The sequence below is a fragment of the Bacillus sp. NMTD17 genome (assembly GCF_002998735.1).
GTDB lineage: Bacteria > Bacillota > Bacilli > Bacillales > Bacillaceae > Bacillus.
In genome coordinates this window covers 308,569-330,401 of record NZ_PVRH01000005.1, presented here as the reverse complement: position 1 = coordinate 330,401, position 21,833 = coordinate 308,569, and the positions used below count along the sequence as shown (strand labels likewise).

The following is a 21,833-nucleotide window of genomic DNA, read 5'->3' as shown; positions in this document are numbered from 1 at the left end:
GGATATTATACTATTTCATTCCATGTTTTGTAAGACCCTTCTTCTAATCTCTTCTTTTTCCTCAGCTGACAAACCCAAAATGACTGGGTCAACCACAGGACCAACCGCACAATGACAGTTCACTCGCTCTTTTGGAGAAAGCTTGGTATCTCTCGGAAACATGCACCGCTCTCCGCTGCCTGGTATCTCAAATTCTTCATCGAGAGGGATGATTGTTCCATCCAGCTGCACATGACTTTCTCTCGACTGATTCTTCTTCCCACCGCTATGCTTCCATCGCTTTGCCGTAACCGCCGGTGATTGTACATATGACTCATGTTGAGCGACGGAAGAAGCAGTCAACACTTCAGTTACAGCTGTGACACGTGCACGCTTCCGGCTGAATTCAGGAAGGTCCTTCAGCTCCAGTTCGATCTCCTGGATGGAGCGGCCTTCTTTTATCCCCTCTTTCAGCGTTTGCTCAATGGACGTATGAGTCTTCAGCTGCATCAGCTGCGCCAATTCCTGTGACCATGATTCAATCCACTGTTCAGTTTTCTCAGAAAGCACCTTGAATGGAATATCTGCATCGATTGAATGCATGATTTTCTCGGCCAGCTGCGTGACAGTCAAAGTCAAGAATATGGCCGTTTCTTTTCCGAACAGCTCCGCAAATTCATCAGCTGCAAACAAGTCATTTTGAAAGAACGCTAGAATTGATTCTAACGTCTCTGAATCGTCCTTGGATATAAAACCATTCAGTGCATTCAAAAACGTCCTGCGTTGCAATCTGAACAATCTAGCGATAGTTTTCTCGTACTCTTCCACCAAAGAGGGTATATCCTTCAACTCAGGAAAATCAGCCACTACCGCTTTGAGTTCCTCGACCTCATCTGCCTCCGCTTTTTGTACAAAGGTATTGATGTTTTTTATCAGCTGATCGATTCTGCTCATTTGCGGATCTCCTCTAGTTCATCCCTAAGGTCTTTGAGGATAGATACCAATTCATTGTTAGTACCCGCAGACTTTTGAAGAACCGTATCAAGCAAGCTAGTTGATGCCTTTGGCTTCGCCTCAATTGGTCGGTGGTATTCTTCCTCTGGCCATTCTTCTAATGTTTTTCCTAGAATACGGCCAGCTAGATCACGCAGATCATTCGGTGAAACCGCTCCTGCTTGAATAAACGGTGTAAGAACCTTTGCAATTTCGAGCGGATCACGAAAATCAGGACCATTTAATATGAGTCGCACATGCCAGAGATCGAGATCAGGAAGGAAGAGTGTATTGAGCTTGCCAGTGATGATCATTCGCTCCGGCTGAAATACCTGTTCTTCAGTTGTCTTACGAGCGGTGTCAGCTGTCGCTTTGTTATAATCCTGTGACTCGCCTGTGTAGATCGGCGGCAGACGGAATGAGGAACGTATCTTGTTTCTCGTCTTCTCATCATATTCAAGGAACAGCGCATCCTCTTGGAGAATCTCGGCCAGTGATTTTATATCCACCTTTACATTAGCCGGCTCTTCATCGTTTGATAGCTCATCCTTCTTCGGAATCCCTTCCACTTCGAGTAACAGGAATTTATGTGCATTATCTGATCCCTCAATGCCGTTCATGTATTCCTGCAGCTGCTCATACGAAGATTCAGAAAGCATTCCATTCTCTACAGTAATTGCAGCCGGCACATGCCGCCCTTGTTTAAAGTACAGATAGTTCAGCTCTTCAGCTTTGCGGGCTCCATACATATTGACGATGTTACCAATCCAACGAGGAACACCATATGTACCGCTGCCAATCTTGAAGTGAATGACTTCGCTTGCTACAAGTTCAGGGGGAGTTTTTTCGCTATATTCTCCCGTAGCAGCGTTCATTGTCCTTGGATCGCCGTACTCCTTAAAGAAAACTTTTTTAGTGTTGACCTGTTGCACATACTTCCTGAATCTTTTCTTCCGTTGCAATGACTTCACTTGTCCGCTTTCTGTGTATCGGAATTCGACATCAACAGGATCACTCAGCTTACAAACTCGTAAGTATTGTGCATCCAGGTACTCAATACCTGCAGGCTTCCCTGTACCTTCTCGAAGCACTTCGACAAATCCATTACCTGTTTTCTCTCGATCTTCAATCACATAACCAAGAATCACGTCAGCAGACTCATCATAGTTCATGTATTTCGTAAACTCTTCGAGTCTTGTCCATTCCTTCTCGGCTGTCTTCTTTTTGACCGGTTTCACATCTTCCGCATTAAAATCAAAGGCGTATTCCACCCCAAATCCAAAACCTAAAATGTTTGTTCGATACGCATCGATACATTGCTGAAGAATGGTAGAATACTCCGCTATTTGTTTGAGCTCCTTGATATTGTATGGCGGCTCAATAACACCATCAGCCTCATAATTAAAGCCATCCTCATGAATTTGTTTGGTCGTTTCAGAAACAGTTGACTTAATCACAGTCGCTTTCACTTTATTCATCAGCGTTACCTCCTTTCTCTGTTCGGGCGTGTCCGCTCTTTTGGTTTCTCTTTCAGATCGGTGACCTCATAATCATCTAGCGCATACCAGATGGCCGATAACGTATGAGGGTCAATCTTAAATTCATCTTCTATGATGTTACCGTTCTTGTCTGTCTTGTATGTGAGCGGCTGAAGCTCATAGATCGTGTTTTTACATGAATCGGAACAAATGATTTTTTTGAAACGCTTGATCTTCTTGGTGTACTGCAAGCGTGATCCCTGGAACTTGCGAGCAGCCACCATGTTGTATCCCATCTTCCTGAAGTATGCGATTGTTTTCGGTTCAGCTGCATCCGCTTTGATCAGCTCTTTTGTTTTGGTAAATTCGATGAGCTCTTGTACAGTTTCATCATCGGTTGTGCCCTTTTGGTAATACTCCCAATAGATGTATAGATATTTCTTCTCGTGATCGACAGCCAGTCGAATCAAAGCGTTATATGACTCTACGAAACCAAAGTCCATGCCCGCTCTAAGCAAAGGACGATTAATATTTGAGATGGCCAACATCACATCTTCATGCGGCTGCACCTCAAATTGTGGCAGCACACGTATTCCGTTAATGCCAAAATGACCTTTTCGGGCTATGCGATAAAGGTCGGGATCGTATTCTTTTAGCTCGTCCAGCTGCTTCACATAGCTTTTAGGGAGAAATAGGTTATCTTCAGCTGTAGAATGATGATAGTACGTATCATTGATAGCGATGGTGCGCTCTTTGTATAAAGTCTCGTCATCCAGGATAAATCGGTTGTTCTGATCATTCTTAAAGAAATGACGGTATGTCCAATTATCCTGGCCGACAGGGTTCGTTGATAAGATCATGTGCAGCTGCAGCGTCGGATGACGCAAACGACCAAGCAGCTCCTTGAACCCCTCATACTTCACTTCTGAACATTCTTCAATCCATATGATTGAGATGTTGTTGATCGACTTCAGCTTGGCAGGCTTGTCCAAACCTTTGAAAATGATCCGGCTGCCATTGTGAAATTTAAGCATGAGAGGTGATGTCCGGCACTGAATGACATGATCGAGTCCAAGATCATTCACGATCTCTTCAAATAAAGAAAACGTAGAATCCCTGTGTGTGTCATAGACTTCACGAATCACAAGAGCGGTTCGCTTTTCATCTAGCATCTTCAGAATGAGCTTCAAGGCAATGTGATAGCTCTTAGATGAACCGTAACCCCCCACTAGGAACTGAAACTTCTGATCCCAATCAAAAAGGAAGTCCTCAAAATGTGGATTAACTTCCTTTTCCATCATTTGAACCATCAGCCATCACCTTTTTTCTTTGCTCGCTTAATCGTTATCTGTACAGAGTCATCAACAGGACGTGCGGTGATCCGCTCCAGTTCTGATTCTCTCGTTCGGTTTGCAAGATCAAGGCCACGTAGCCTCAATTCATATTCAGACATAGTTTTCATTATGTCGACTTTCTGCCTAATGGCTTTATCACGTTGTGCGGTCACACGTGTCAGAGCATCTTCTATGCTCAATATCTTCTCTAGCAGCGGTGAGTCTGTCTCCTCGATCTGAACCACAGCAAGACGTTCATTAGTTATTGGCACTGCTCTAATCAGGCCATTCTTATCTGGAGCCTGTACAACGTCTTTCATCTTCCGCATTTGCTGCAAGACTGTCCGCTGCTTATCAGTCAATCCATTCTCGTATTTAGTGATCAAGCGCATCATTCTTGTTTCACGAACGCTCAATAATCGTATTGATAGATCAATTTGGTACAGAGGATCAGTCTCAATCTCAGTAAAAAGCTTCTGTTCTTTTTCATCCATGTACTCAAACATGATCGTTTCATATTCACCGGTCTTGAATGAATTCTTGTTGCCTTTAGGAGCTGCGCCACCCCTATTGCCTTTAGCATTTTGGTTGCCAGGTGGCGCTTTACCTCCTTTGTTACCTCTGGCGTTTTTACTCCCTTTTGGAGCGCCAGGACGTTTAGTAACGTTACCATTAGATTTCTCTTTTTGTTTAGTAACGTTACCATTCAATTTCTCATCCCAAGAGTCTTGGTTCTTCCATTTGCGAATAAGCGTTTGAGAACACTCTAATTCTTCAGCAATGTCTTTCAGTAAGCGGGTTCCATTGCTTTCCTTCCACAATTGGAATGCCTGATCTCTTTTAGGATTTCTCGGTCTAGCCATTACATATCACCCACCTCCGAGCTGCTGAATTAAGTTTGAGTTTGTTTTATAAAAAAGGGAAATTTGCATAAAAAATTTCTATTACACAAAGCCTATGTTAAATCACAAAAAGGAGTGTTTCATTTTGAACAACCTAAACAATCAAATTCTTTCGGGTAAACAATTTAAGCAAGTAGAAACTGTAAAGCCCAACGAGGAGAAACCTATTATTTTAGAAGCTGACGGAAAACCGATAATTGGGTACATTTATAAAGTAGTAAATCCCAAAAAGAAAGTTATAATACGTCAGGCATTCCCTACAGCATCAGATCTTAATCTAAAAAAATGGACAGTCACTTTTTACAACTTTGATACTTCAGATGAGACAGTAGAAATCTACCCTATATTTTGGAATGCCTGATTAACTATATCTCTTCACCTTTCTGAAGCTCTATATCAAGCTCAATGAGTTTTTTCAGATCTTCCACAGTAGACAATTTTATGTTTCCTGCTTTGAAATCCCTCACCCATTGAGCAATAGCCGCCTGCGTGATTTTTCTTAAATTCGCAGTGGCTCCCTCTATGTCTTCAGCTTGTTCAGCCTGTAATAAAAGCAGCATTTCTTCTCTTTCTTCATCATAACGAGAACAAACGTTCTTATTAACTGTTGTCATTCTCCCTGTCCTACATTACAATATGGTTTGAGAGCGTGATATTTTCCCACAAACGCGGCCGCGTCTTGATCACGCTCTTAGGCAGGGAGTTTCTTTCTGTCTTTGAAGGGAGGGTGTTGTCAGCACCCTCTTTTTTTTATGAATAATTTCATTGACTTCCTCAAACATTAATCCAGAACACATTGAAAAGGAGAGTTTTAAATGGAAGTCAAATATTTATCGGATAATCTGGAATTAAAAACACTTGAGGTTTCAGATGTATTCTCTTCACCTCCAAATGGTGATGCCGCTGGTGATGCCATAGAGTCAAAACCGACTGGCATCTCAACAGAAGAAGAAACTTCCGCTAAAAAAGTTTGGAAATACCCTCTTGTCACTTTAAGTGGAGTTCCAGAAGTAAAGGTAGAGACTCGTTATAGACGTGTTGATGTACCTTTTGACGGGCACATTGATGTTCCGTATCCAGTTACCTGTACAAGAAAAGGGAAACATTGGTTAGAGGCGAAAGTTTTCTATCCCTCTGACTTAGCTGGAGATACTGTTAAGATTATTGAAAAGTGTGCTGAAAAAGCAGCTATTAAAGCCGCTGCTGTTGTCGTAGTTGGTTGTATAGAACCAACTTTATTACCCCCAGCAATTCCGTCAGCTAAGGTTCTATTTATACAAGAGTTTAAAAGCTGTTTAGCGGAAGAAACTTTTAAATTAGTTAATTATGATATTACCTATGAGCATGAATCTGGAGATTGGTCCTGCTAAATAAAGGGGGGGTTCGCCCCCTTTATTTTAAAAACCATTGCAAATGTATCTGTTCCGCGATCCGCTTCATCATCACTGGAGGCACGCTCATACCGCAGACATACTGCACTGAAGCGTCCATAAAGTCATAATCCAGTGGGAAAGATTGCATCAGAATAATATCCCTTTCAGAGATATAATAAGGTTCATCGTATCTAATAAAGACAGAACCGCTTGCTAGTGTTGGCGGAACTAAACTGTTTTTAACTAATACTGTATTGAAATTCCGCTCTTTACCTTCTGTTCGTTTAGTGATGTCTCCAATGTTGCCATCGGACGGACGCCGCCCTAAAGGCGGCATCAACTGCTTACTTGATGTAAAATTCCGATGTGTAGAATGTACCGACAGTTTCAACATGGTTGCCATGTTTGTCATATCGCTCTACATCCACCTTGAATCGATACGTACCTTTTTTGTTACCTAGTGATTCCTTGATATCGAATTCATCGTACTTTTTCTCTGCTGGGTTAAGTGGGTTAGGTGAATTCGTTTTGATTGTGACCCATTTCCCTTCAACCTTTCTTTGAGGAATAAGGTTTGGCCCACAAATGTAATCATTGTGATTCTGAATCGCAACAACCACAACCTTGTCCTTTCCTAAAGTATGATTCGCTTTTTTCGGATTAGCAGATACACCAAACTTTGATGCCATGCTCATCATCTCCCTTTTTATATTTTTGCGCTCCTATCCCTCACCAAAGCACCTGCAGCCATACACCCAAAAGACGACTGTTCCCATCAAATCAGCGTTTTCTTCGGACCCGGCCGCCTTGTCGTTGATACGTTTCGCGTCTCGTTCCCATGATTTCTTCCCAATCTCGCTTTGTTATCGGATCAGCATTGCTCTTCTTCTTTCGATTAGAACCAGGAGAAATGCGCTTTAATTGCTTCGTTGTTTCTACAAATAAAGAATCCCTGATCTTCATTTCACTCGCTCCTTGCCGAATAAGCACCGCCTTGCGCTACTCGCTTAAATAGATTTTGAAATGATGACTACACTCCGAGAGGATGCCAAGTACAGTCAATCATCAAATAAAATGAAAAACTGTCCTCGATACGGCCGCCGCAGACCAGCTGCTATCCAGGCTCAGAATGTCCCTCTCGTATGGCCACATTCCTCAACACCTTTGTTCCGTATCCAGATACGCCATTGATAAGGGAAAGACGCGTCTCCCAATAAAAAAACGGACACCAATCAAGGCACTTAAAGTGCTCAATGATCAGCGTCCGCAGGTTCTTCCTTCTGGACAAAATATTCACGTTCGTTTTGCTTGTCTCTATCATACGATGACCCACGCATGAAAAAAGGTCCCCATTTTATCCCCCTTTTTGTCGGCTTTTTCTCGGCAATGCAAATAAAAAAAGTGCCCATAAACATGGACACTCTAGTTTTAAAAATCATGTTCAAAATCAATGTCATATAAATCAACCCATTCAACAAAATCAGGCATAGTTTTTGTACTTAAAAAGTGTTGAACAATTCTATATGCTTCTTCTCGACTTACATAACTGCATGATGGTACTTTCATTGGTTCTCCACCAACCAAATGCTCTATTGTTTCTATTTCAACATCCTTATTCAATGGAACTAAATAATCAGGATGTCTCATGATAAAGAATCCATATGGCTCATCATAAAAGAAAATAAGCCATTCATCTTCTCCTTCTACCTCAAAACAAGAATCTCCACTTCCTTGTTTCCAATAATCCGCTTCTTTTTCAAAGAAAATATTTTTAATAAATTCTTCTTCTGGGTTTTCAACTGGTTCCTCAACTGGTCCATCGTATACAATCATGAGTTTTTCCCCCTAGAGAAAGAACGTCAAAAAGCACCCATTGCCATTTAAGCAAGTAAGTGCTTTATATTGATCAATCTACGTATTCTGCTGTACCAATAAATTGTAGTGTGTACTCATCTTTATCTACTGAATTAACAGCCAAGCCGTCTTTCTCATAATTATAATTATAAATTAAAATAATAGTATTATACTTAGAGTTTAATTGGATATCATTAAATTGTTTTATCAATTGACCATCATATGAGAAATCAACCAGAAGTTCTTTAAAATCATCTTCAGCTTCTGGAATCCAATCCTTTTCAATTAAACTCCTATCATAATAACCCAGTTTAAATTCTTTCTCAAAAATAGATGGAATGCTATCACCATCATCGTTATACATAACTTTTGTGTAATTTTCGACCTCATCAAAATCACTAAAGTTTCCCAACCACAAAGAAACATCATTTTTCATTGTATTACCTCCTTAGCCCTTCCGGTAAATCCTGAACTCCATTTTTCATTCGTTTACTCGCCCATTCATTTAACTCTCTAACAAAACTTTCATAATCAGGAGCATTATCAATAATTTTTAATATTTCATTATGTGCTTTAGTAGAGCCCCGTCCTCCATGCCGTCCAGGAGGATTAACAAATTCAACATCTTTAGTTAGCGTCCTCAATTCTTTTATGCGATCCATACTCACATCCCACTTTTTAAATTGAGGTGTTCTTGCTACAAGATGCCACTCGTGGTAGCCTCCTGGTTGTCTGATCCTATCCTCAATTTTACTTCTCAAAGCAGGAACATTCCACGCTTTCTCAAATTCATCGACTGATAATTTATCAAACCACTTATTAAATTCTTTATTTCTAACAGAAGGGATATCAGTGCTCTTGCCAGCACCCTTTACCCCCATTTTCCCCTGAAAACCTTTCGATCCAAACGGTAAAAGCATTGCAAGCGCCGCATTCATACTCGCCTCTTGTTGTTCTTTCGAGATTTTATTCCCAAACATATCTCTACCAGTAATCGCTTCGCTGAAGCCGTTGGTGGCGGTGAGTCCATATAAGCCTTTTTGAGATATTTTCAAGGCATCAAAAGATTTTTGTGACGTCTTGTAGATGTCGACCGCTCTGACTGCGGCTGACGTGGCTTGGGTGGTTTTATAGACGGCTTTCCCGCCTTTAAAAATGCGTCCTGCCCAGCCGACGATAGGGATATAACCGGCTGCTGCCATGCCACCTGCAGCGACTCGTTGGCCTGCCGTAAGCTCTTCGCCTGTGATTGGATCGACGCCCGTAGCTGCTCGTTTTGCATCATTCACACCGGTTAGCTCATTGACAATGTTTCCCCCATAATCAAGGGCTTTTTCATACCAAGGACGGTTGGCGAGCGCTTCTTGTTCCTTTGCGATCTCGCGGGCCTCTTCTTGTTCTTTTTTGATTTTGAGATATTCAGCAGTTTGCTTCTCAATATCGCTTTTTGCCTTATAGATTTCACTATCTTGAAATGCTTTTTTGTCAAAATTCATAGGTGAAATGGATTTCCCGTCATTCGTGGCATTGATCATTTCTGCATACAATGCCATTGTAGCTTGCTCCTCAGTCTCTGACAAAGCATATTCATCTTTTAAATTTTGATCAAGTTCTATTAAATCTTTAACCGTTTTCTTTCGCTCGTCTTCCGCATCTTCGATCTTTTCATCAAAGGTTTGGCTATCAAATACCTCCAGAGAAATGAGGTCATCAATATCTTCAAAAATCGTTTTAAGCGCATTTTTTTGTTCCTTCACAATGCTTTTGGCGTTTTTGATGCCCATATGTACTGCATTGTCTAAAAAGTGTTCTTCTACAAAGGTATCGCCGCCAAAGTTTGTATCATCAAGTGTCCCAGAAACACCTTCATGGAACGCTTTTTGCTTATCAATAAAGCTGATAAACATGTCCACATTACCCGCTAGTTCTTTATAAAAGCTTTTAATGTTATCCGCACCTTTTCCAGTGAAATCATCACCGATGTTTGCCACGCCTTGTAGTGCCTTTTTTAAATCAATCATTTGTTCGCGGAGTTCCTGATAATGTTTCGCCCTTGCGTCCATGGCACTGGTTAGTGCTTTTGCATCAAGTATCTTCCCCAGAAGAAGTCACTCCCTCCTATTCATTGACAAGGTCAATTTTACCAACACAAAGTTTGTCATTAAATAGGAATAAAGATACAAAACATCACTCAGAAGATTCAGAGTGATGTTGAAAGGGTTATATACTACTGAATCAGTCACTCTGGAGAAAAGAGGTATTTTATGAAGAAAAATGATAGATAGTAGACTGATTACCTGCTTTATATGAGTGCAAGAACCCTTTCTTTAGAAAAATTGGAAAAAATCTTGATTTAGATTTAACAATCTATTACTATTGTGAATATAAGGAAAATATAGGAGTGATTACATGATTAGAAAATTAAGTTTAACTATTTTTGTTTCATCTGTCGTTTTATTTTCTTTACTGTTCGCCCCTTCTTTGTCTTTGGCCACTACCAATGAAGATTCTAATTGGATTGATTTAACCACCAAAAATTCTATTGTTAATGGGAAAAAAGTAGAGAATCAAAAAGCAAAAGATTCTAGTACGGACGGGCCAACTAAATTGCAGAAAATCGCAAAGGAAAACGGACTAGAGGTTGAAGCTTCTTACGAGAGTTACATAACCTATGATGAAGATGGTAAACAAACTTCTTCCGGTGTAATTACTTCTAAAAGTCAGAAAAATTTATTAGAGAAAAAAGCAGCAAACATTGTGTATCTCGCCTATACTTTTCTTGGAGGAAAAGTGAATAAGGTCTTGCATGGTGTTGAAGTAACAAAAGTGGTAGGTACTCCTCCAGCTACACTTGAAGTACAACAAACATTGTGTCAAAGTGGATACTACAATAAACAATTCACCTGTCCGCATGTAATTAAAAAAACTTTTTTGGGCCTGCAAATTAAAAAAGGAGCAGAAGTCCATCAGTTTATTAAAGTAGATAAAACTAAGTTTTGGAAATATTCAGGGTGGGGAATTGCAACTTGGGCTGGTAAGCCACCTTCTATAAAAACATTAAAGTGGGATGAAGGCCTATATCTAACAAACAAGAAGGGTATGTTTTTTCCAAACTATACTGACAAACAGTCTGGTTTGAATTTGCAAGCTCCTCCGAACGCTTTTATAAAAAAAGTTCCAAAAGAGAAAAGAGTTAAATGGGGAAATAAAGAGCGCACAACTTATAGAAATTGGTATGAAAAGAAGTATGGCGGAAAAACATGGGTAAAATTTGAAATTCACCATCAACTTCCTAGAGAATATGGTGGAGGAAATATGACAAAGAATTTAATTCCGGTGGAAAAATCATTCCATCGTCAAGAAATTAATCCTTGGTGGGCTTCATATTAAAAAAGACTCCGTTTGGAGTCTTTTTTAAATATTTTCGTAGTATCCTTTGACATCTCGATTTATTTCCCAATATTTAACACCATTTGAGCTTAGCAGACGGTCAAACCATATTTCAAAATTCGATCCTAAATCCTCGGCTTCTTCAAATGAATCTATTGAATCTAAAAAGAACATATAATCTAATCCATTACTATATCTTTTTGTATCAATTACATATCGTCCATCAAAATGATATCCAATTAATATACACTCTTCAGGAAGATCTTGAGCCTCATTATATTTAATGACATCATTTGTACTAAGTATTTCAATACCATCAATTATGTCGATTCCATTATGTAATCTAAGAAATTCCTTATAATCATTAGGGAATTTAACCTTAAAGAAATTTTCTAAATCTGCAATTTCTTTCTCAGTTGCGGGATCATTAAAATGAAAGTAGGGGTCTTCTAAAACAAAACCACCAGGCTGTATCAATGGAAAAGCCCCATGACTGTCAAGAATTCTTTTTAATCCTTCAAGAGTCTGCTTAATCAAGTCACCCTCTCTAATTTTCGCCAACTCCCCTCATAATTGTTACATCTATTATATATGCTTTCTTGTAAAATGGATATTAATTTAAAATAAGGGAAGAATTTTTTTACTTACCAGCACTCAGATGATTCCAAGTGCTGTCGACAGTTTAAACGTAGCTTGCTTTTTCAATTTGTAATATCGATCTTTCTTTAATCCTAGTTCTTCGCATACCTCAAGATCTTTAATCATTCGTGATGTAAGGTACTTCATCCGAATAATGTCTTGTTCAATTTCATCCAAGCTGTACTCTAGTGCTCTTTCTATTTGTCGCACCTTCAGCTCCGAACAAACATTTTGATCTCTTAATTTTGGAAACAAAGTTAAGATGCCATTTGCTTTTTGCTCATCTAAATTTTCTTGTTTAACTTTTAATGCTTTATAAAGCTTCAATTCATTTATTAATGTCTGACGGACCTGCTTTTCATTTACCTCTGGTAAAAGGTGAAGTACTTCAACAGTCAAGGTTATTCACCACGCATATCACATCTATTTTAAAGCGGCTAACTCTTCTTTATCATTTGCCCATAGAAATTTTGACTCAATTATATGATCATCAAAAAAGTTTGTACCTTTTAAGATTTCTCTAAATTTCTCTCCTTTTTTTGAATACACGACATTATAGAAAAGCATTAATAATTCCATTGAAGATAGTTGTGCCCTTAATATACCTCTATATTTCTTTTTTTCATTTTCATTTTCTTCTTGATCAGTGCTAAAGTGTTCATCCTGTATAAACCTTACAATTCGATAAAGATTTCTATAATAATGTCCTATTTGTTCTTCTTTTAGATCATATACTTTTTCATAAACCAATCTTTTGAGAGGGAGTAATGGATTCAGGAATGTTTCTTTTCTTATTTGTTTAATATACTCAATGGTCCATTCATCATCAAAACTTTCAAAAAAACTAATGTTACTTATTAGATATTTAAGACCGTTTATATTTGAAAAGCTAAGTCTCATACTATTAATTCCTAAAAAATAATCCAATACATTAGTATCATCAATACAAGTAGTTATCCAATAATCTATACTTCGTTCTTCAAATTTAGCTTTAAAGTTTTCAATAGTACTAATATAATATTGCTCATTTTGAGATTCTATCTCTTTGAATAAATTATTCTCCATGAATTCCGAATATCTAGTTTCTTGAAGCAGATGCTCTAAATGATTAACTTTCCAATTATTCAAACAGAAGGCCCTTAATAAATGCTTAAGTTTATCTGGCTCATGATTTTCTAAATAAATTAAGTTATTTCCCCAATATTCCTTAACAGTGATCTTATACTCCGACTCTAGTAACTTATACGTCTCATTAAAATAACTGCGACCCTCTTCTAAATCTTTCAACAGATTATGATGTAGATTAATCATATTAAAAAAAGTACTCTCAAACTGTTGTTTAGTTAATGTCTTGTTTGTAAGTTCAAACTCTTCTCTCGTTTTAGCTAGCTCTTCTCTCTGCATTTTTAATTCATCTTGTTGCATATTAAGTTGCTTTCTTTGCATTGAAATACTGGCAATAACAAATAACATACTTGCCAAGGTTAAGAGGCCAACAGTTGTTCCACCAAAGAAATCTCCTACTGGCCCTAATGCTTCAAATGTTTTTTGATCTAAATGATTTCTCACAATGAATAATATAAGAGGAGTTAATATCGCTGCAACAATCACAATTCCCCCAACAAATATCCACTTGTTTTCTTTAAACCATTCTTTCATTAAATTATCTCCCATCATCCAAAAATCCTATAAATCGTAACATGTAATCCATAATATAACAATGCTCACATTATTTTATATCCATAATCATACTGGATCCTTATAGGTAAGCCGTTTTTTGAATGAATACTAGTCTTCCCGTAATCAGGAATATCTGATAAGTAGGCTTTGTGGTTCACTCCGTCTAGGATGAGTAGCTTTACTCTGCCAAACTCAATATGCTCTTCAATTTTCTTTGTAGTTATAATTTCAATAGGTAAGTTCATGCACAAGGCCTCCCATGTTATAATGAATTGTGCAGATTCAATAGAACTGGGGCCTTGTGCTTCGGTTCTTTTTATTTGCCCTGAAAAGCTTGCAAATCACGTACACACATTCTAAAGAGGTGTTCGTCCCTTAAATCTAAAGACAAATCAATCAAAGCCTTCAGATCATCCTCAGTAAGTGCCTCAGCCAAGTTTTCAGCCCAAGACTTAGGAACAACCAAGGTATTACCACTAAGGAACCTTACTAAAATGTCATCTTCAGCTACTTTAAGTACATAACCCGCTTTGTTAAGTATGTCTCTCTTTCCTTTCCTAGATGCTTTAATCCAGTCTCCTTCTAAGAATTTGTTTTTCATCTGATAATCCTCCATCCTTTCCTGATCCGACTGAGCAGTTCATATTTTTTAAGTGGTTCATAGAGGTGAACACGCTGTCCATCCTCTATGCGATAAAGCAGGAACCACCGTTTTGATCGTTTGCGTGTCACTTTAGACTACTCCGGTTTGCTGAGGTGGTATGAGAGTAGAGACTTCGACTTCAATTCTTGGTGAACTGCTGTAGAATTTGCTTACATGTAAATCAACTATCTGGCTATCATCTTGCCAAATGACTTTATTCAAGCCATCTTTAATTCCTTTGATGTAGTTATCAACATCTGGCTTTTTGGCTGGTCTCAACTCGCCTCTTTCAGCTTCTGCGGCCTTTTTCTTGCTGAAACTTTTTAATGTGGATTTGTAAACTTTAACCCTCAACTCCAGAGGGCCTGTAAGTAGTTGATCAGGACGGTGATCACTTGCTGCCAATTTCACGTATTGCTTGAAGTCTCGTGACTTCTTGGGATCGTATAATCTTGTCATACCATTCATGTGAGTAGCTCTTGGACGCCCCTGTGCAATTGGCTCTCCGTAGATGGTGAATGCTATCTTCATTCAGATGCCTCCATCCTAGCGTTATATGTTAACATCCTGCTGCCACGTTGGCTCTTGAGAGAGATGACGAGCATTTCAAGTTCATAGAGTGATAATTTTTTGGGGTTCTTGTCCAAACTAGCTAAATATCCAATACGAGTTAATTCGCTTAAAAGGTACTCACGACGCTGTTTGCTATTAATATTTGACATGTTCATTCCTCATTTCATAGTTCTGGCTTCGACTAACATTTGATTTAATTGCTCGATGATTGGTTTTAGGCTCTGTTTGCGCCCAGTATGGTTACATTCAGGGCAAGGGTAGTAGCCAGCCATAAATGACGTTTCACCTATGATGATTTTCTTGTCATTGCATGTAATGCACATCTTCCCTTCCCCTTTACTCATATAGTTCCAAAAGCAGTTCTTCATTTTCTTTTTGCGCTATCTTTTTACGAATCTTTTCATTTGGCATAATCACAGGGAAAGCCAGTTTTTCAACCCTGCTACTCACCCGACCACTTTTATAGATTGTGTCGAGATCCTCTATACTTAAATTGCTTGTAATGATCGTAGGCTTCTTGTATTGAAGTCGATAATCAAGAATACGGGTGAAGGTTTCTTCCACAAATTTTGTTACGTTTTCCACTCCGATATCATCTAGGACAACAAGATCAGCTGTCTTGACAGCATCCATAATGTCGGTGCTTTTCACCTTCGATTCACTATCAAACGTGCTTTTTATTTCTCCGATTAAATCAGCTGTAGACGAATAGGTGATTTTAAGTGGTTTGTACTTTTTGGTTTCTTTGTCATAAACCGTGTCATGAGTTTTGGTTATCGCATGAAGAATACTAGCAGCAAGCCTTGTTTTTCCGCTCCCTTTCTCTTTACTAAAGAAATACAAGCCTTTTCCTAGCTCACGCATCTTTTCGAATTTCAAAACATAGTTTTTAGCAACTCGTTTCGCATTGGCTGCTCGCTCTTTGGATTCGGGTTTGTCGTAAATATTGATATCAAAAGAGTTTAGAGAAGTGTCTTTAAACTCTTCGGGTAGTCTTGCGCTCATAAGCCTATTTGAGAGCTTTTTCACTTCTTTGCATGGACACTCTTCCATAAATTCTTTGTTTTCCTCATGATCAATAATCCATATCAACCCCGAGCCATCACATTTCCCATACATGCAATGTTGTTCAGAAATCACAGTGAGTGTCTCGTACCTGGCCGGATAGACCTTTTCTTCTTGCAATTTCTTGGAGTCTCTCAGTCTCTTCGCTAGTGCTGGATTTGCTTTCTCCAACGCCTTTAAGGTATCCCCCATACTCTGCATCTTTCTTCACTCCTTCGGGTCTCCAATTGCTATGCTTTTTCTCTTTTCGCTTAAATTCTGAAACATTATTAGGTGGCTTTTGTTTGGCATACCAACGATCAAGAATTGCTGATTCTAGGTATGCAAATGATTTAATACTGTCAGCTCTATGCTTTGGTTGATATTGATCGAATACCTCGTCGATCCACACCAATATGTCTTCAAGTGGAATTCGCTCCTTGAGAATCCTTTCAATGGCAGCTGAATCTTTTGGTGTTAACATCAACCCACCTTTTCGTGATAAGTACTTTTCTTCGATCTGCTGGAAAGGAGTTAAATCATTTTCTACTGAGGCTCTCTTTTCTTCTTCCTCTTCTTCTTTAATTCTTAAATTCTTTAATTCTTGATATAGTTCCGACTTCGTACCGCTTTCGTTCCGTCTTCGTTCTGCGATAGGTTCTTCTTCCGTTCTGGGTTCTGTTTCATGATCGCTTGAAAACTCTTGATACGACTCGTATTTCACAATGGTGAACAGTGTTCCTAGTTCCGTTTCGCTAACAGTGATGATGTTGTTCGTAACAAGTTTCTTAATTGAACGCATAATTGTACTTTTAGACAGCTTTTTTAGCCCTCTTCCTTCTTTATAAGCGAGGTCCTCACATAGTTTTGAGTACGATCTTATGTACTGGCCCTTATTTAATACAACTCCATTCATTTTGAAGCCATCTTGATGACTTGCTCTCATAACTAATAAAGTGAACAGTCTAAAAGTAGTCACGTCATTCCATAATTCGTGTTCTAATATTTTCCGATGCAGTTTTACCCATCCAGTAGACAAATAACTTCCTCCTCCCCAACATAGTCAATTAAGGCCTTTTAATCTCACATAAAGCGTACATTCCACTGATCCTAATAAAAGTAAGACCTGGCTCATTTCTTTGGATATAACTCTTTACATACGCTCTAAATAACGCAGCTTGATTACGACTTGATTTAGATAAAGACAAATACACAAATGGAATAGGAACTTTAATGATTAGCTTCTCCATCACTAGCTGTTTACCAGTTCGGAAAAATGGATGATGCGGTTAAGACGATTTGTAGAACGACAATACTTACACTTTTCACATCTTCTCGGTCTTTCTCCGCCATGCTTAACCTGAACGATCCGCTCCATGTTTTTTTCTATATCTTCTAACTCAATTTCCATTCTTGACTCATCAATATTGATAACTGCTTTATCTGGTGGATCTTCTTTTGATATGGCCACAATCAAAGGCTCTAACCATTCACTACGTCCTGCTTCCTGTCTTTCTATTTCCGCATAGAGAGCCATTTGAGCAATATATCCATAGGCTTCTACAAATGAACAATAGCCAAGTTCTTGATCCCATATCCTTTCCCTAAGCGAGCGAGTTGTTTTAAGATCAGCAAAACGCCCACCTGCTGGGTTGTACACATCGAGTTTTCCTTTCCAAGGCACTCCGAACAATTTAGCTGTGATGATCACTTCTTTATCTCCTTGAAGAACAAACATGCACAAATCGTCATTTTGTATAGCTTCAATCATGAGATCAGCCAATTGATATTGTTTATAAAGCTGGCCCTTTTGTGTAAATAGAGCAGGTGTGTTCATCTTAAATTCATCAAAGGCCTGCTCTCCTTCAAGCCAAGCATGAACATATTGTCCAAATAGAAGAGCCTCAGAGGACGGCGGCTGCCATTCACCGTTGAGTTTTGCCATTGTAGCCGCCTCACACTCTAAGAAACTCTTATATTGAGAATTTGACATATAAACTCGGTCTATCTCGTTAGAGTAATAATTCTCCTTGTTGATTGTCGGAATCATCATTTGCTGGCTCACCAGCCTTTTCAGCACTTTCTTTTTGTTCCTGTTGCTTTAGAAACTCTTCTTCGATTTTGGATTTTGTGGCATTAGTAGCACCTGAAGTTTTGACGTTGAAATAATCCTCTTTCTTTGCCATTCCATCACGAAGTGAAGTATAGATGCGTCCTATTTTTAGATAATCTTGCTCAGTAAAGGCATCTAATTTGCTACCGACATATTCCTCGACCATTTCCTTCGTAACACCAAAATCAGCTTTAAATGTTGTTAATGCTTTTCTTAAACGGTCTTCTAAAGGCTCTTTATGACCACTAATCAGCGTTCTTTGACACATATCAACTGCAGCATCAACAATGTCTCCTGGTATCACTCCGAGAATGCACGCACGAACGCGACGTGCACCTTGGTTTGCAACCAGTTCATAAATATCTCTTGGATCGTTGAGCTTTGTAATTGATCCTTTTGCTTTTCGTTCATGCTTCACCGTAAATATTTTGGTCTGACGAGTATTGGTTTCAAGATCCCATGCATAAGCCATAACAGAAGATTCTCCTGCTTTTTGTTCGAGTTCCATGATTCCGTAATCGATGTTTCCCCAATTCTGTGCCAGAGCTTCAGCGAGTCGAATTGAAGGACCTGATACCTTTGTGCCACCTCGTGGATATTCGTAGACAGCATTCTCAGCTAATAGCCTACGCTCACATGCTTTCTTGATTCGTTCAAAGGCAGCATAAACGTCTCTTGGAAACTTCTTTGCTATGACCATAGCTGCTTGTACTTCCTGTGCCTGCCGACTAACCATCGCTTCGGTTGTTACTGAAGTTCCTGCTGATTGTTGTGAAGCTGCCATATAGTTTGAGTAATCAACATTTGACAATCCATTCATATAAGAAACCCCCATTGAATTTAGGTGCCAACCTGCTTATAATAGTGGTTGACACCATATTCTGTGTCTGGTTATTTAGATGAGTTCACTTGTGGGAGTGAGCTCTTTTATTTTGCTGTTTTAAACTCAAAATCAAGCTCCTCTGCAAGATATCGTTCTAGATTTTCTCGCAAGATCAATTCACCCGAATTTTTATCCTCAACATAGTCATCTTCTAGCAAAATTTCTGACCCATAAAAATCAATTCCAAAGTGTTCCTCTTGCCTCACCACATCTTTTGGATAGCCATATCTATTAATCTCTGTGATGATCGGATGCTCAATATGCATCTTCTTCCCCCCTTTTCTGTTTGTTGTGAGCATCAAGAAATCTCTAATTTTGAGCGGATCGCATCTGCCTTTAGTTGTTGAAATTTCTCAAAGGCTTGTTTATCAGGAAATTGGAACATTGGCTTACCTTTGTTAGTCATCACAATTGATCCATTCACTTGTGATAAATAGAACTGATCAGACTGTCTCTCACTGAAAGGTTTTATAACTGGTTTAGTTCTCAAGACTTCTTTCCTCCCTAACACATTATTTGATGCTTATTCGCATCGTCCGACCGCGGATGGAGCATGATTTGAGGGGGTAGGTGTGCACTGTCCCATCCGCAAGCCGGACGACAAGAATAAGCCTTGTCGTGATCTCTAAATAACGCTATAATGAGATCGATCATTTTGTTATTCATGGTTTGAAATGATTTAAGCAGTAAGTGTCGGAGCTTGCTGCTTTTTTCTGTTTTCTATTTCCTTTCTGATCTGTAATTCCAGAGCGGCTAATAAAATGAGCCCTTCCTCTGTATGACGCATCTGACATTGTTTCACGATATCTTTCGCCTTCATTAAGCGACTTGCTGTGAGCAAATACTTCATCTAGATCAATCCTCTCAATCTATTTTTTAGTGATTTTGGATATTTGATTTTTGTAATCCTCGCAGCCTGTTTTAATAAATGAACCTTAGCTTGACTTTCGTAACGCTGAATTTGGTTTAATGATTTAGCAATATCTTTGTGAGCTGCTAATGCAGTATTTGTATCAGCATTCTCTAATGCTTTCATTAATCTTTTTTGTAGTTGTTCAATACAGATCATTTCAGCTGTTATCCCTTCATGATCAATACTCTTGAAAATCGCTTTTCTCATCTTCATCCTCCAAACAAAGCCATAATGGCTGTAATTTGCTGCGTGACCGCAAGTGGATCGACACCACATAAGGTTGCGATCATGGCTTCTTTTGCATTTGTCGCCTCCATCCACCGTACATATGTAGGAACATCAAGCACCTTTTGATCGTTCTCAAATTTTGATATACAGCTCCTTGAGCGACTTAACAATTCAGCCAGCTTCTCTTGGGACATCCCAGCTCTTTTCCTTGCTTGTCGGAGCACTACCCCCAACCTCAACTTCCTCACCCCCTTTGTTCTGGTTAAGAACTTTTTCCAAGTTAGAACAGCTAGAAAATTTTTAAATGGGTATCATGATGAAGAAGCAACTAATTCTTTCTTTTCTCTTTCAACTTTTTCTTGATGCTCTTTCATTCGTTTAATTAAGATGCCGCTTAGGTACTTGTAAGCCCTGGCTTCTGCTTGATGAAATAGAGGGCCTTTTGTGACGGTTATTTTCAATTGGCTACATCTCCTATTCATTTTGTGATGTATCATCACAATTATGATTAAAAAATTTTGTCCATTCAAAATCTAGAATATTGCCTAAAACCTTGGCAACTCTAACACTTGGGGTTTGACCATTCTCAATCTTGGTATAATAAGACCTATCAATACCTGCTTCCCTTGCCACTTCATACTGTTTGAGACTTTTATTCGCTCTGAAATCTTTTAACCATTGATTGGACTTCACTAAATCACCTCCACATTGTGATCTTTCATCACAATTATAATGTGTTATATCATCACAATCAACCCTTTTTGTGTTTTTTTATCACAAAAATTTAATTGTGACCTATTATCACTTATAATGAACTAAACAACAAATTACATATAAACTAAGATTTTTATGTCAGGGGTTTTAATATGACTGGATTAAGTGAGCGGTTAAAAAAACTAAGAAATAATCATAGACCTAAGCTCTCTCAACAAGCTCTTTCGGAAAGATTAGGTATCAATAGAGCAACTTATGCAAGATATGAAACGGGAGATAATGAACCTGATTATGATACATTAGAAAAAATAGCTCAGTTCTACAATGTGAGTATAGATTTCTTAATAACAGGGAGAGAATTTGAGGCATCAGATGAGGAGATGTGGAAAGAGCTCTTAAACCCAAAAACACAACTTTTCTTTAAAGATCTTAAAGATGCACCCGATGATAAGATTGAGGAATTAATTCAGTTTTGGGAGTTCATTAAAAACAAAAAATAATACATTAAACACTTTTATAGAAGCCTGCATAAAGGCTTTTTTTATTAACCCAAAACAGAACATTAGTTCTGAAATTTTTATAAGGAGTTGCTTAAGTTGGAACGTATTTTGCCAAAAAACACAACACACTTAGATGACTGGATCGAAGCATTCTATCATCAAATCAACATTAAAAATCCATCAGAACTTGATCTATTAGACATTGCCTACCGCTCCAATTTAAAAGTCGAATTCTTAAACATCAGCAGCCGGTACTATGCTGGAACTATTATCATTGATAATCGCCTCAGCCCTCAAGAACAGTGGCAAGATTTTGGTCATGAACTTTGTCATGCGCTTAGACATGAAGGAAATCAATTAATCATGCCCCCACTGTTTAGAGAGCTGCAGGAAATGCAGGCGAAGCGTTTTGCATATAAGTTTTGTATCCCAACATTTATGCTTAGAAAAATAAAAGCAATTCAGCCTTATAATAGTTTTACAAATGAAATAGCAGCACTTTTTAATGTTACATATGAATTCGCTACAGAACGATTCATGACTTTAAACCTATGCCATATGTCATAATTTTTTTGTCTAATTTTGTCGAAAATCAACATT

32 protein-coding genes and 1 pseudogene are annotated in these 21,833 nt (G+C 38.6%); 5 read left to right on the top strand and 28 right to left on the bottom strand.

Annotated features, from left to right (window positions below; all coding sequences use genetic code 11):
* Nucleotides 1–15: 15 nt before the first annotated feature.
* From C6347_RS15925 to terS, 4 genes are read right to left on the bottom strand one after another with little or no spacing between them, the layout of a single operon-like run.
* Complete coding sequence (locus C6347_RS15925) at nucleotides 16–933, bottom strand: phage minor head protein (RefSeq protein WP_106071818.1); 918 nt, start codon at nucleotides 931–933, stop codon at nucleotides 16–18.
* Nucleotides 930–2,450 carry a phage portal protein gene (locus C6347_RS15920; RefSeq protein WP_106071817.1) on the bottom strand — a complete coding sequence of 507 codons (1,521 nt, stop codon included), beginning with the start codon at nucleotides 2,448–2,450 and terminating at the stop codon, nucleotides 930–932. The genes C6347_RS15925 and C6347_RS15920 overlap by 4 nt, the downstream gene beginning before the upstream one ends.
* A gap of 5 nt (nucleotides 2,451–2,455) precedes the next feature.
* The gene (locus C6347_RS15915) at nucleotides 2,456–3,748 is read right to left on the bottom strand and encodes a PBSX family phage terminase large subunit (RefSeq protein ID WP_106071855.1); all 1,293 of its coding nucleotides are present in this window, start codon (nucleotides 3,746–3,748) and stop codon (nucleotides 2,456–2,458) included.
* An 11-nt stretch (nucleotides 3,749–3,759) separates the two neighbouring features.
* Entirely contained in the window at nucleotides 3,760–4,647 is an 888-nt protein-coding gene (gene terS, locus C6347_RS15910) for a phage terminase small subunit (protein WP_106071816.1), read from the bottom strand.
* Between the two features lie 124 nt (nucleotides 4,648–4,771).
* Here terS and C6347_RS15905 point away from each other — a divergent pair, with 124 nt between their 5' ends.
* On the top strand, nucleotides 4,772–5,047 hold the full coding sequence (locus C6347_RS15905; protein ID WP_106071815.1) for a hypothetical protein: 276 nt from the start codon (nucleotides 4,772–4,774) through the stop codon (nucleotides 5,045–5,047).
* Between the two features lie 4 nt (nucleotides 5,048–5,051).
* Here the strand turns inward: C6347_RS15905 and C6347_RS15900 are convergent, their stop codons facing one another.
* On the bottom strand, nucleotides 5,052–5,300 hold the full coding sequence (locus tag C6347_RS15900) for a hypothetical protein (RefSeq protein WP_106071814.1): 249 nt from the start codon (nucleotides 5,298–5,300) through the stop codon (nucleotides 5,052–5,054).
* 201 nt (nucleotides 5,301–5,501) lie between these two features.
* Between C6347_RS15900 and C6347_RS15895 the strand changes: the two genes are divergently transcribed.
* The gene (locus C6347_RS15895; RefSeq protein WP_106071813.1) at nucleotides 5,502–6,056 is read left to right on the top strand and encodes a hypothetical protein; all 555 of its coding nucleotides are present in this window, start codon (nucleotides 5,502–5,504) and stop codon (nucleotides 6,054–6,056) included.
* A 22-nt stretch (nucleotides 6,057–6,078) separates the two neighbouring features.
* Here the strand turns inward: C6347_RS15895 and C6347_RS15890 are convergent.
* The 6 genes and pseudogenes from C6347_RS15890 to C6347_RS15865 form a co-directional block, all read right to left on the bottom strand.
* Nucleotides 6,079–6,381, bottom strand: a pseudogene (locus C6347_RS15890) (DNA (cytosine-5-)-methyltransferase); the annotation flags it as partial.
* A 22-nt stretch (nucleotides 6,382–6,403) separates the two neighbouring features.
* Nucleotides 6,404–6,748: a hypothetical protein gene (locus tag C6347_RS15885; protein WP_041506882.1), complete on the bottom strand. Its 345-nt coding sequence runs from the start codon at nucleotides 6,746–6,748 to the stop codon at nucleotides 6,404–6,406.
* 91 nt (nucleotides 6,749–6,839) lie between these two features.
* Nucleotides 6,840–7,022 carry a hypothetical protein gene (locus C6347_RS15880; protein ID WP_106071812.1) on the bottom strand — a complete coding sequence of 61 codons (183 nt, stop codon included), beginning with the start codon at nucleotides 7,020–7,022 and terminating at the stop codon, nucleotides 6,840–6,842.
* Nucleotides 7,023–7,487: 465 nt separating this feature from the next.
* The gene (locus C6347_RS15875; RefSeq protein ID WP_106071811.1) at nucleotides 7,488–7,892 is read right to left on the bottom strand and encodes a hypothetical protein; all 405 of its coding nucleotides are present in this window, start codon (nucleotides 7,890–7,892) and stop codon (nucleotides 7,488–7,490) included.
* 73 nt (nucleotides 7,893–7,965) lie between these two features.
* The gene (locus tag C6347_RS15870; protein ID WP_106071810.1) at nucleotides 7,966–8,349 is read right to left on the bottom strand and encodes an immunity 22 family protein; all 384 of its coding nucleotides are present in this window, start codon (nucleotides 8,347–8,349) and stop codon (nucleotides 7,966–7,968) included.
* Nucleotides 8,350–8,353: 4 nt separating this feature from the next.
* Nucleotides 8,354–9,976, bottom strand: coding sequence for a ribonuclease YeeF family protein (locus C6347_RS15865; RefSeq protein ID WP_374955742.1), 1,623 nt, complete (start codon nucleotides 9,974–9,976; stop codon nucleotides 8,354–8,356).
* A gap of 346 nt (nucleotides 9,977–10,322) precedes the next feature.
* Here C6347_RS15865 and C6347_RS15860 point away from each other — a divergent pair, with 346 nt between their 5' ends.
* Entirely contained in the window at nucleotides 10,323–11,303 is a 981-nt protein-coding gene (locus tag C6347_RS15860) for a hypothetical protein (RefSeq protein ID WP_258182079.1), read from the top strand.
* Nucleotides 11,304–11,327: 24 nt separating this feature from the next.
* On the opposite strand, the gene C6347_RS15855 is transcribed toward C6347_RS15860, so the two are convergent.
* The 17 genes from C6347_RS15855 to C6347_RS15780 form a co-directional block, all read right to left on the bottom strand.
* Nucleotides 11,328–11,855 carry an SMI1/KNR4 family protein gene (locus C6347_RS15855; RefSeq protein WP_106071853.1) on the bottom strand — a complete coding sequence of 176 codons (528 nt, stop codon included), beginning with the start codon at nucleotides 11,853–11,855 and terminating at the stop codon, nucleotides 11,328–11,330.
* A 102-nt stretch (nucleotides 11,856–11,957) separates the two neighbouring features.
* Entirely contained in the window at nucleotides 11,958–12,341 is a 384-nt protein-coding gene (locus C6347_RS15850) for an ArpU family phage packaging/lysis transcriptional regulator (RefSeq protein ID WP_106071809.1), read from the bottom strand.
* A 24-nt stretch (nucleotides 12,342–12,365) separates the two neighbouring features.
* On the bottom strand, nucleotides 12,366–13,601 hold the full coding sequence (locus C6347_RS15845) for a putative phage abortive infection protein (RefSeq protein ID WP_106071808.1): 1,236 nt from the start codon (nucleotides 13,599–13,601) through the stop codon (nucleotides 12,366–12,368).
* A gap of 65 nt (nucleotides 13,602–13,666) precedes the next feature.
* Entirely contained in the window at nucleotides 13,667–13,867 is a 201-nt protein-coding gene (locus C6347_RS15840; protein ID WP_075623131.1) for an XtrA/YqaO family protein, read from the bottom strand.
* A 71-nt stretch (nucleotides 13,868–13,938) separates the two neighbouring features.
* The gene (locus C6347_RS15835; RefSeq protein WP_106071807.1) at nucleotides 13,939–14,223 is read right to left on the bottom strand and encodes an HIT family protein; all 285 of its coding nucleotides are present in this window, start codon (nucleotides 14,221–14,223) and stop codon (nucleotides 13,939–13,941) included.
* Nucleotides 14,224–14,355: 132 nt separating this feature from the next.
* On the bottom strand, nucleotides 14,356–14,796 hold the full coding sequence (locus C6347_RS15830; RefSeq protein ID WP_106071806.1) for a RusA family crossover junction endodeoxyribonuclease: 441 nt from the start codon (nucleotides 14,794–14,796) through the stop codon (nucleotides 14,356–14,358).
* Between the two features lie 378 nt (nucleotides 14,797–15,174).
* Nucleotides 15,175–15,978 carry an ATP-binding protein gene (locus tag C6347_RS15820; protein ID WP_181185476.1) on the bottom strand — a complete coding sequence of 268 codons (804 nt, stop codon included), beginning with the start codon at nucleotides 15,976–15,978 and terminating at the stop codon, nucleotides 15,175–15,177.
* Nucleotides 15,968–16,921: a hypothetical protein gene (locus C6347_RS19300; RefSeq protein WP_181185475.1), complete on the bottom strand. Its 954-nt coding sequence runs from the start codon at nucleotides 16,919–16,921 to the stop codon at nucleotides 15,968–15,970. The genes C6347_RS15820 and C6347_RS19300 overlap by 11 nt, the downstream gene beginning before the upstream one ends.
* Before the next feature lie 213 nt (nucleotides 16,922–17,134).
* Nucleotides 17,135–17,935, bottom strand: coding sequence for a PD-(D/E)XK nuclease-like domain-containing protein (locus tag C6347_RS15810; RefSeq protein WP_106071802.1), 801 nt, complete (start codon nucleotides 17,933–17,935; stop codon nucleotides 17,135–17,137).
* Entirely contained in the window at nucleotides 17,895–18,815 is a 921-nt protein-coding gene (locus C6347_RS15805) for a hypothetical protein (RefSeq protein ID WP_106071801.1), read from the bottom strand. The genes C6347_RS15810 and C6347_RS15805 overlap by 41 nt, the downstream gene beginning before the upstream one ends.
* Nucleotides 18,816–18,922: 107 nt before the next feature.
* Complete coding sequence (locus C6347_RS15800; protein WP_106025170.1) at nucleotides 18,923–19,144, bottom strand: YqaI family protein; 222 nt, start codon at nucleotides 19,142–19,144, stop codon at nucleotides 18,923–18,925.
* Nucleotides 19,145–19,176: 32 nt separating this feature from the next.
* On the bottom strand, nucleotides 19,177–19,368 hold the full coding sequence (locus C6347_RS15795) for a hypothetical protein (RefSeq protein ID WP_025092874.1): 192 nt from the start codon (nucleotides 19,366–19,368) through the stop codon (nucleotides 19,177–19,179).
* Nucleotides 19,369–19,557: 189 nt separating this feature from the next.
* Complete coding sequence (locus C6347_RS19295) at nucleotides 19,558–19,728, bottom strand: hypothetical protein (RefSeq protein ID WP_181185474.1); 171 nt, start codon at nucleotides 19,726–19,728, stop codon at nucleotides 19,558–19,560.
* The gene (locus C6347_RS15790) at nucleotides 19,729–19,998 is read right to left on the bottom strand and encodes a hypothetical protein (RefSeq protein WP_106071800.1); all 270 of its coding nucleotides are present in this window, start codon (nucleotides 19,996–19,998) and stop codon (nucleotides 19,729–19,731) included.
* A 2-nt stretch (nucleotides 19,999–20,000) separates the two neighbouring features.
* Nucleotides 20,001–20,267, bottom strand: a complete 267-nt coding sequence (locus C6347_RS15785; protein ID WP_223253298.1) for a helix-turn-helix domain-containing protein — start codon at nucleotides 20,265–20,267, stop codon at nucleotides 20,001–20,003.
* Nucleotides 20,268–20,330: 63 nt separating this feature from the next.
* Nucleotides 20,331–20,480 carry a hypothetical protein gene (locus C6347_RS19290; RefSeq protein WP_181185473.1) on the bottom strand — a complete coding sequence of 50 codons (150 nt, stop codon included), beginning with the start codon at nucleotides 20,478–20,480 and terminating at the stop codon, nucleotides 20,331–20,333.
* Between the two features lie 13 nt (nucleotides 20,481–20,493).
* Nucleotides 20,494–20,712 (bottom strand): helix-turn-helix transcriptional regulator, encoded by a 219-nt coding sequence (locus tag C6347_RS15780; protein ID WP_041506867.1) that lies wholly within the window; start codon nucleotides 20,710–20,712, stop codon nucleotides 20,494–20,496.
* A gap of 173 nt (nucleotides 20,713–20,885) precedes the next feature.
* On the opposite strand from C6347_RS15780, the gene C6347_RS15775 reads away from it, so the two are divergent.
* Together C6347_RS15775 and C6347_RS15770 are read left to right on the top strand one after the other, a co-directional pair.
* Nucleotides 20,886–21,233 (top strand): helix-turn-helix domain-containing protein, encoded by a 348-nt coding sequence (locus tag C6347_RS15775; RefSeq protein ID WP_047947373.1) that lies wholly within the window; start codon nucleotides 20,886–20,888, stop codon nucleotides 21,231–21,233.
* Nucleotides 21,234–21,329: 96 nt separating this feature from the next.
* On the top strand, nucleotides 21,330–21,800 hold the full coding sequence (locus tag C6347_RS15770) for an ImmA/IrrE family metallo-endopeptidase (RefSeq protein WP_181185472.1): 471 nt from the start codon (nucleotides 21,330–21,332) through the stop codon (nucleotides 21,798–21,800).
* Nucleotides 21,801–21,833: the final 33 nt, after the last annotated feature.

Bases quoted from the DNA above. Each gene is read 5' to 3' on its own strand.
- C6347_RS15925 (WP_106071818.1), bottom strand. From the start codon at position 933: ATGAGCAGAATCGATCAGCTGATAAAAAACATCAATACCTTTGTACAA.
- C6347_RS15830 (WP_106071806.1), bottom strand. From the start codon at position 14,796: ATGAAGATAGCATTCACCATCTACGGAGAGCCAATTGCACAGGGGCGT.
- C6347_RS15875 (WP_106071811.1), bottom strand. From the start codon at position 7,892: ATGATTGTATACGATGGACCAGTTGAGGAACCAGTTGAAAACCCAGAA.
- C6347_RS15790 (WP_106071800.1), bottom strand. From the start codon at position 19,998: ATGAGAAAAGCGATTTTCAAGAGTATTGATCATGAAGGGATAACAGCT.
- C6347_RS15775 (WP_047947373.1), top strand. From the start codon at position 20,886: ATGACTGGATTAAGTGAGCGGTTAAAAAAACTAAGAAATAATCATAGA.
- C6347_RS15895 (WP_106071813.1), top strand. From the start codon at position 5,502: ATGGAAGTCAAATATTTATCGGATAATCTGGAATTAAAAACACTTGAG.
- C6347_RS15900 (WP_106071814.1), bottom strand. From the start codon at position 5,300: ATGACAACAGTTAATAAGAACGTTTGTTCTCGTTATGATGAAGAAAGA.
- C6347_RS15810 (WP_106071802.1), bottom strand. From the start codon at position 17,935: ATGATGATTCCGACAATCAACAAGGAGAATTATTACTCTAACGAGATA.
- C6347_RS15805 (WP_106071801.1), bottom strand. From the start codon at position 18,815: ATGAATGGATTGTCAAATGTTGATTACTCAAACTATATGGCAGCTTCA.
- C6347_RS15920 (WP_106071817.1), bottom strand. From the start codon at position 2,450: ATGAATAAAGTGAAAGCGACTGTGATTAAGTCAACTGTTTCTGAAACG.
- C6347_RS15840 (WP_075623131.1), bottom strand. From the start codon at position 13,867: ATGAACTTACCTATTGAAATTATAACTACAAAGAAAATTGAAGAGCAT.
- C6347_RS15915 (WP_106071855.1), bottom strand. From the start codon at position 3,748: ATGGAAAAGGAAGTTAATCCACATTTTGAGGACTTCCTTTTTGATTGG.
- C6347_RS15865 (WP_374955742.1), bottom strand. From the start codon at position 9,976: ATGGACGCAAGGGCGAAACATTATCAGGAACTCCGCGAACAAATGATT.
- C6347_RS15885 (WP_041506882.1), bottom strand. From the start codon at position 6,748: ATGGCATCAAAGTTTGGTGTATCTGCTAATCCGAAAAAAGCGAATCAT.
- C6347_RS15880 (WP_106071812.1), bottom strand. From the start codon at position 7,022: ATGAAGATCAGGGATTCTTTATTTGTAGAAACAACGAAGCAATTAAAG.
- C6347_RS15835 (WP_106071807.1), bottom strand. From the start codon at position 14,223: ATGAAAAACAAATTCTTAGAAGGAGACTGGATTAAAGCATCTAGGAAA.
- C6347_RS19295 (WP_181185474.1), bottom strand. From the start codon at position 19,728: ATGAAGTATTTGCTCACAGCAAGTCGCTTAATGAAGGCGAAAGATATC.
- C6347_RS15870 (WP_106071810.1), bottom strand. From the start codon at position 8,349: ATGAAAAATGATGTTTCTTTGTGGTTGGGAAACTTTAGTGATTTTGAT.
- C6347_RS15845 (WP_106071808.1), bottom strand. From the start codon at position 13,601: ATGAAAGAATGGTTTAAAGAAAACAAGTGGATATTTGTTGGGGGAATT.
- C6347_RS15860 (WP_258182079.1), top strand. From the start codon at position 10,323: ATGATTAGAAAATTAAGTTTAACTATTTTTGTTTCATCTGTCGTTTTA.
- C6347_RS15800 (WP_106025170.1), bottom strand. From the start codon at position 19,144: ATGCATATTGAGCATCCGATCATCACAGAGATTAATAGATATGGCTAT.
- terS (WP_106071816.1), bottom strand. From the start codon at position 4,647: ATGGCTAGACCGAGAAATCCTAAAAGAGATCAGGCATTCCAATTGTGG.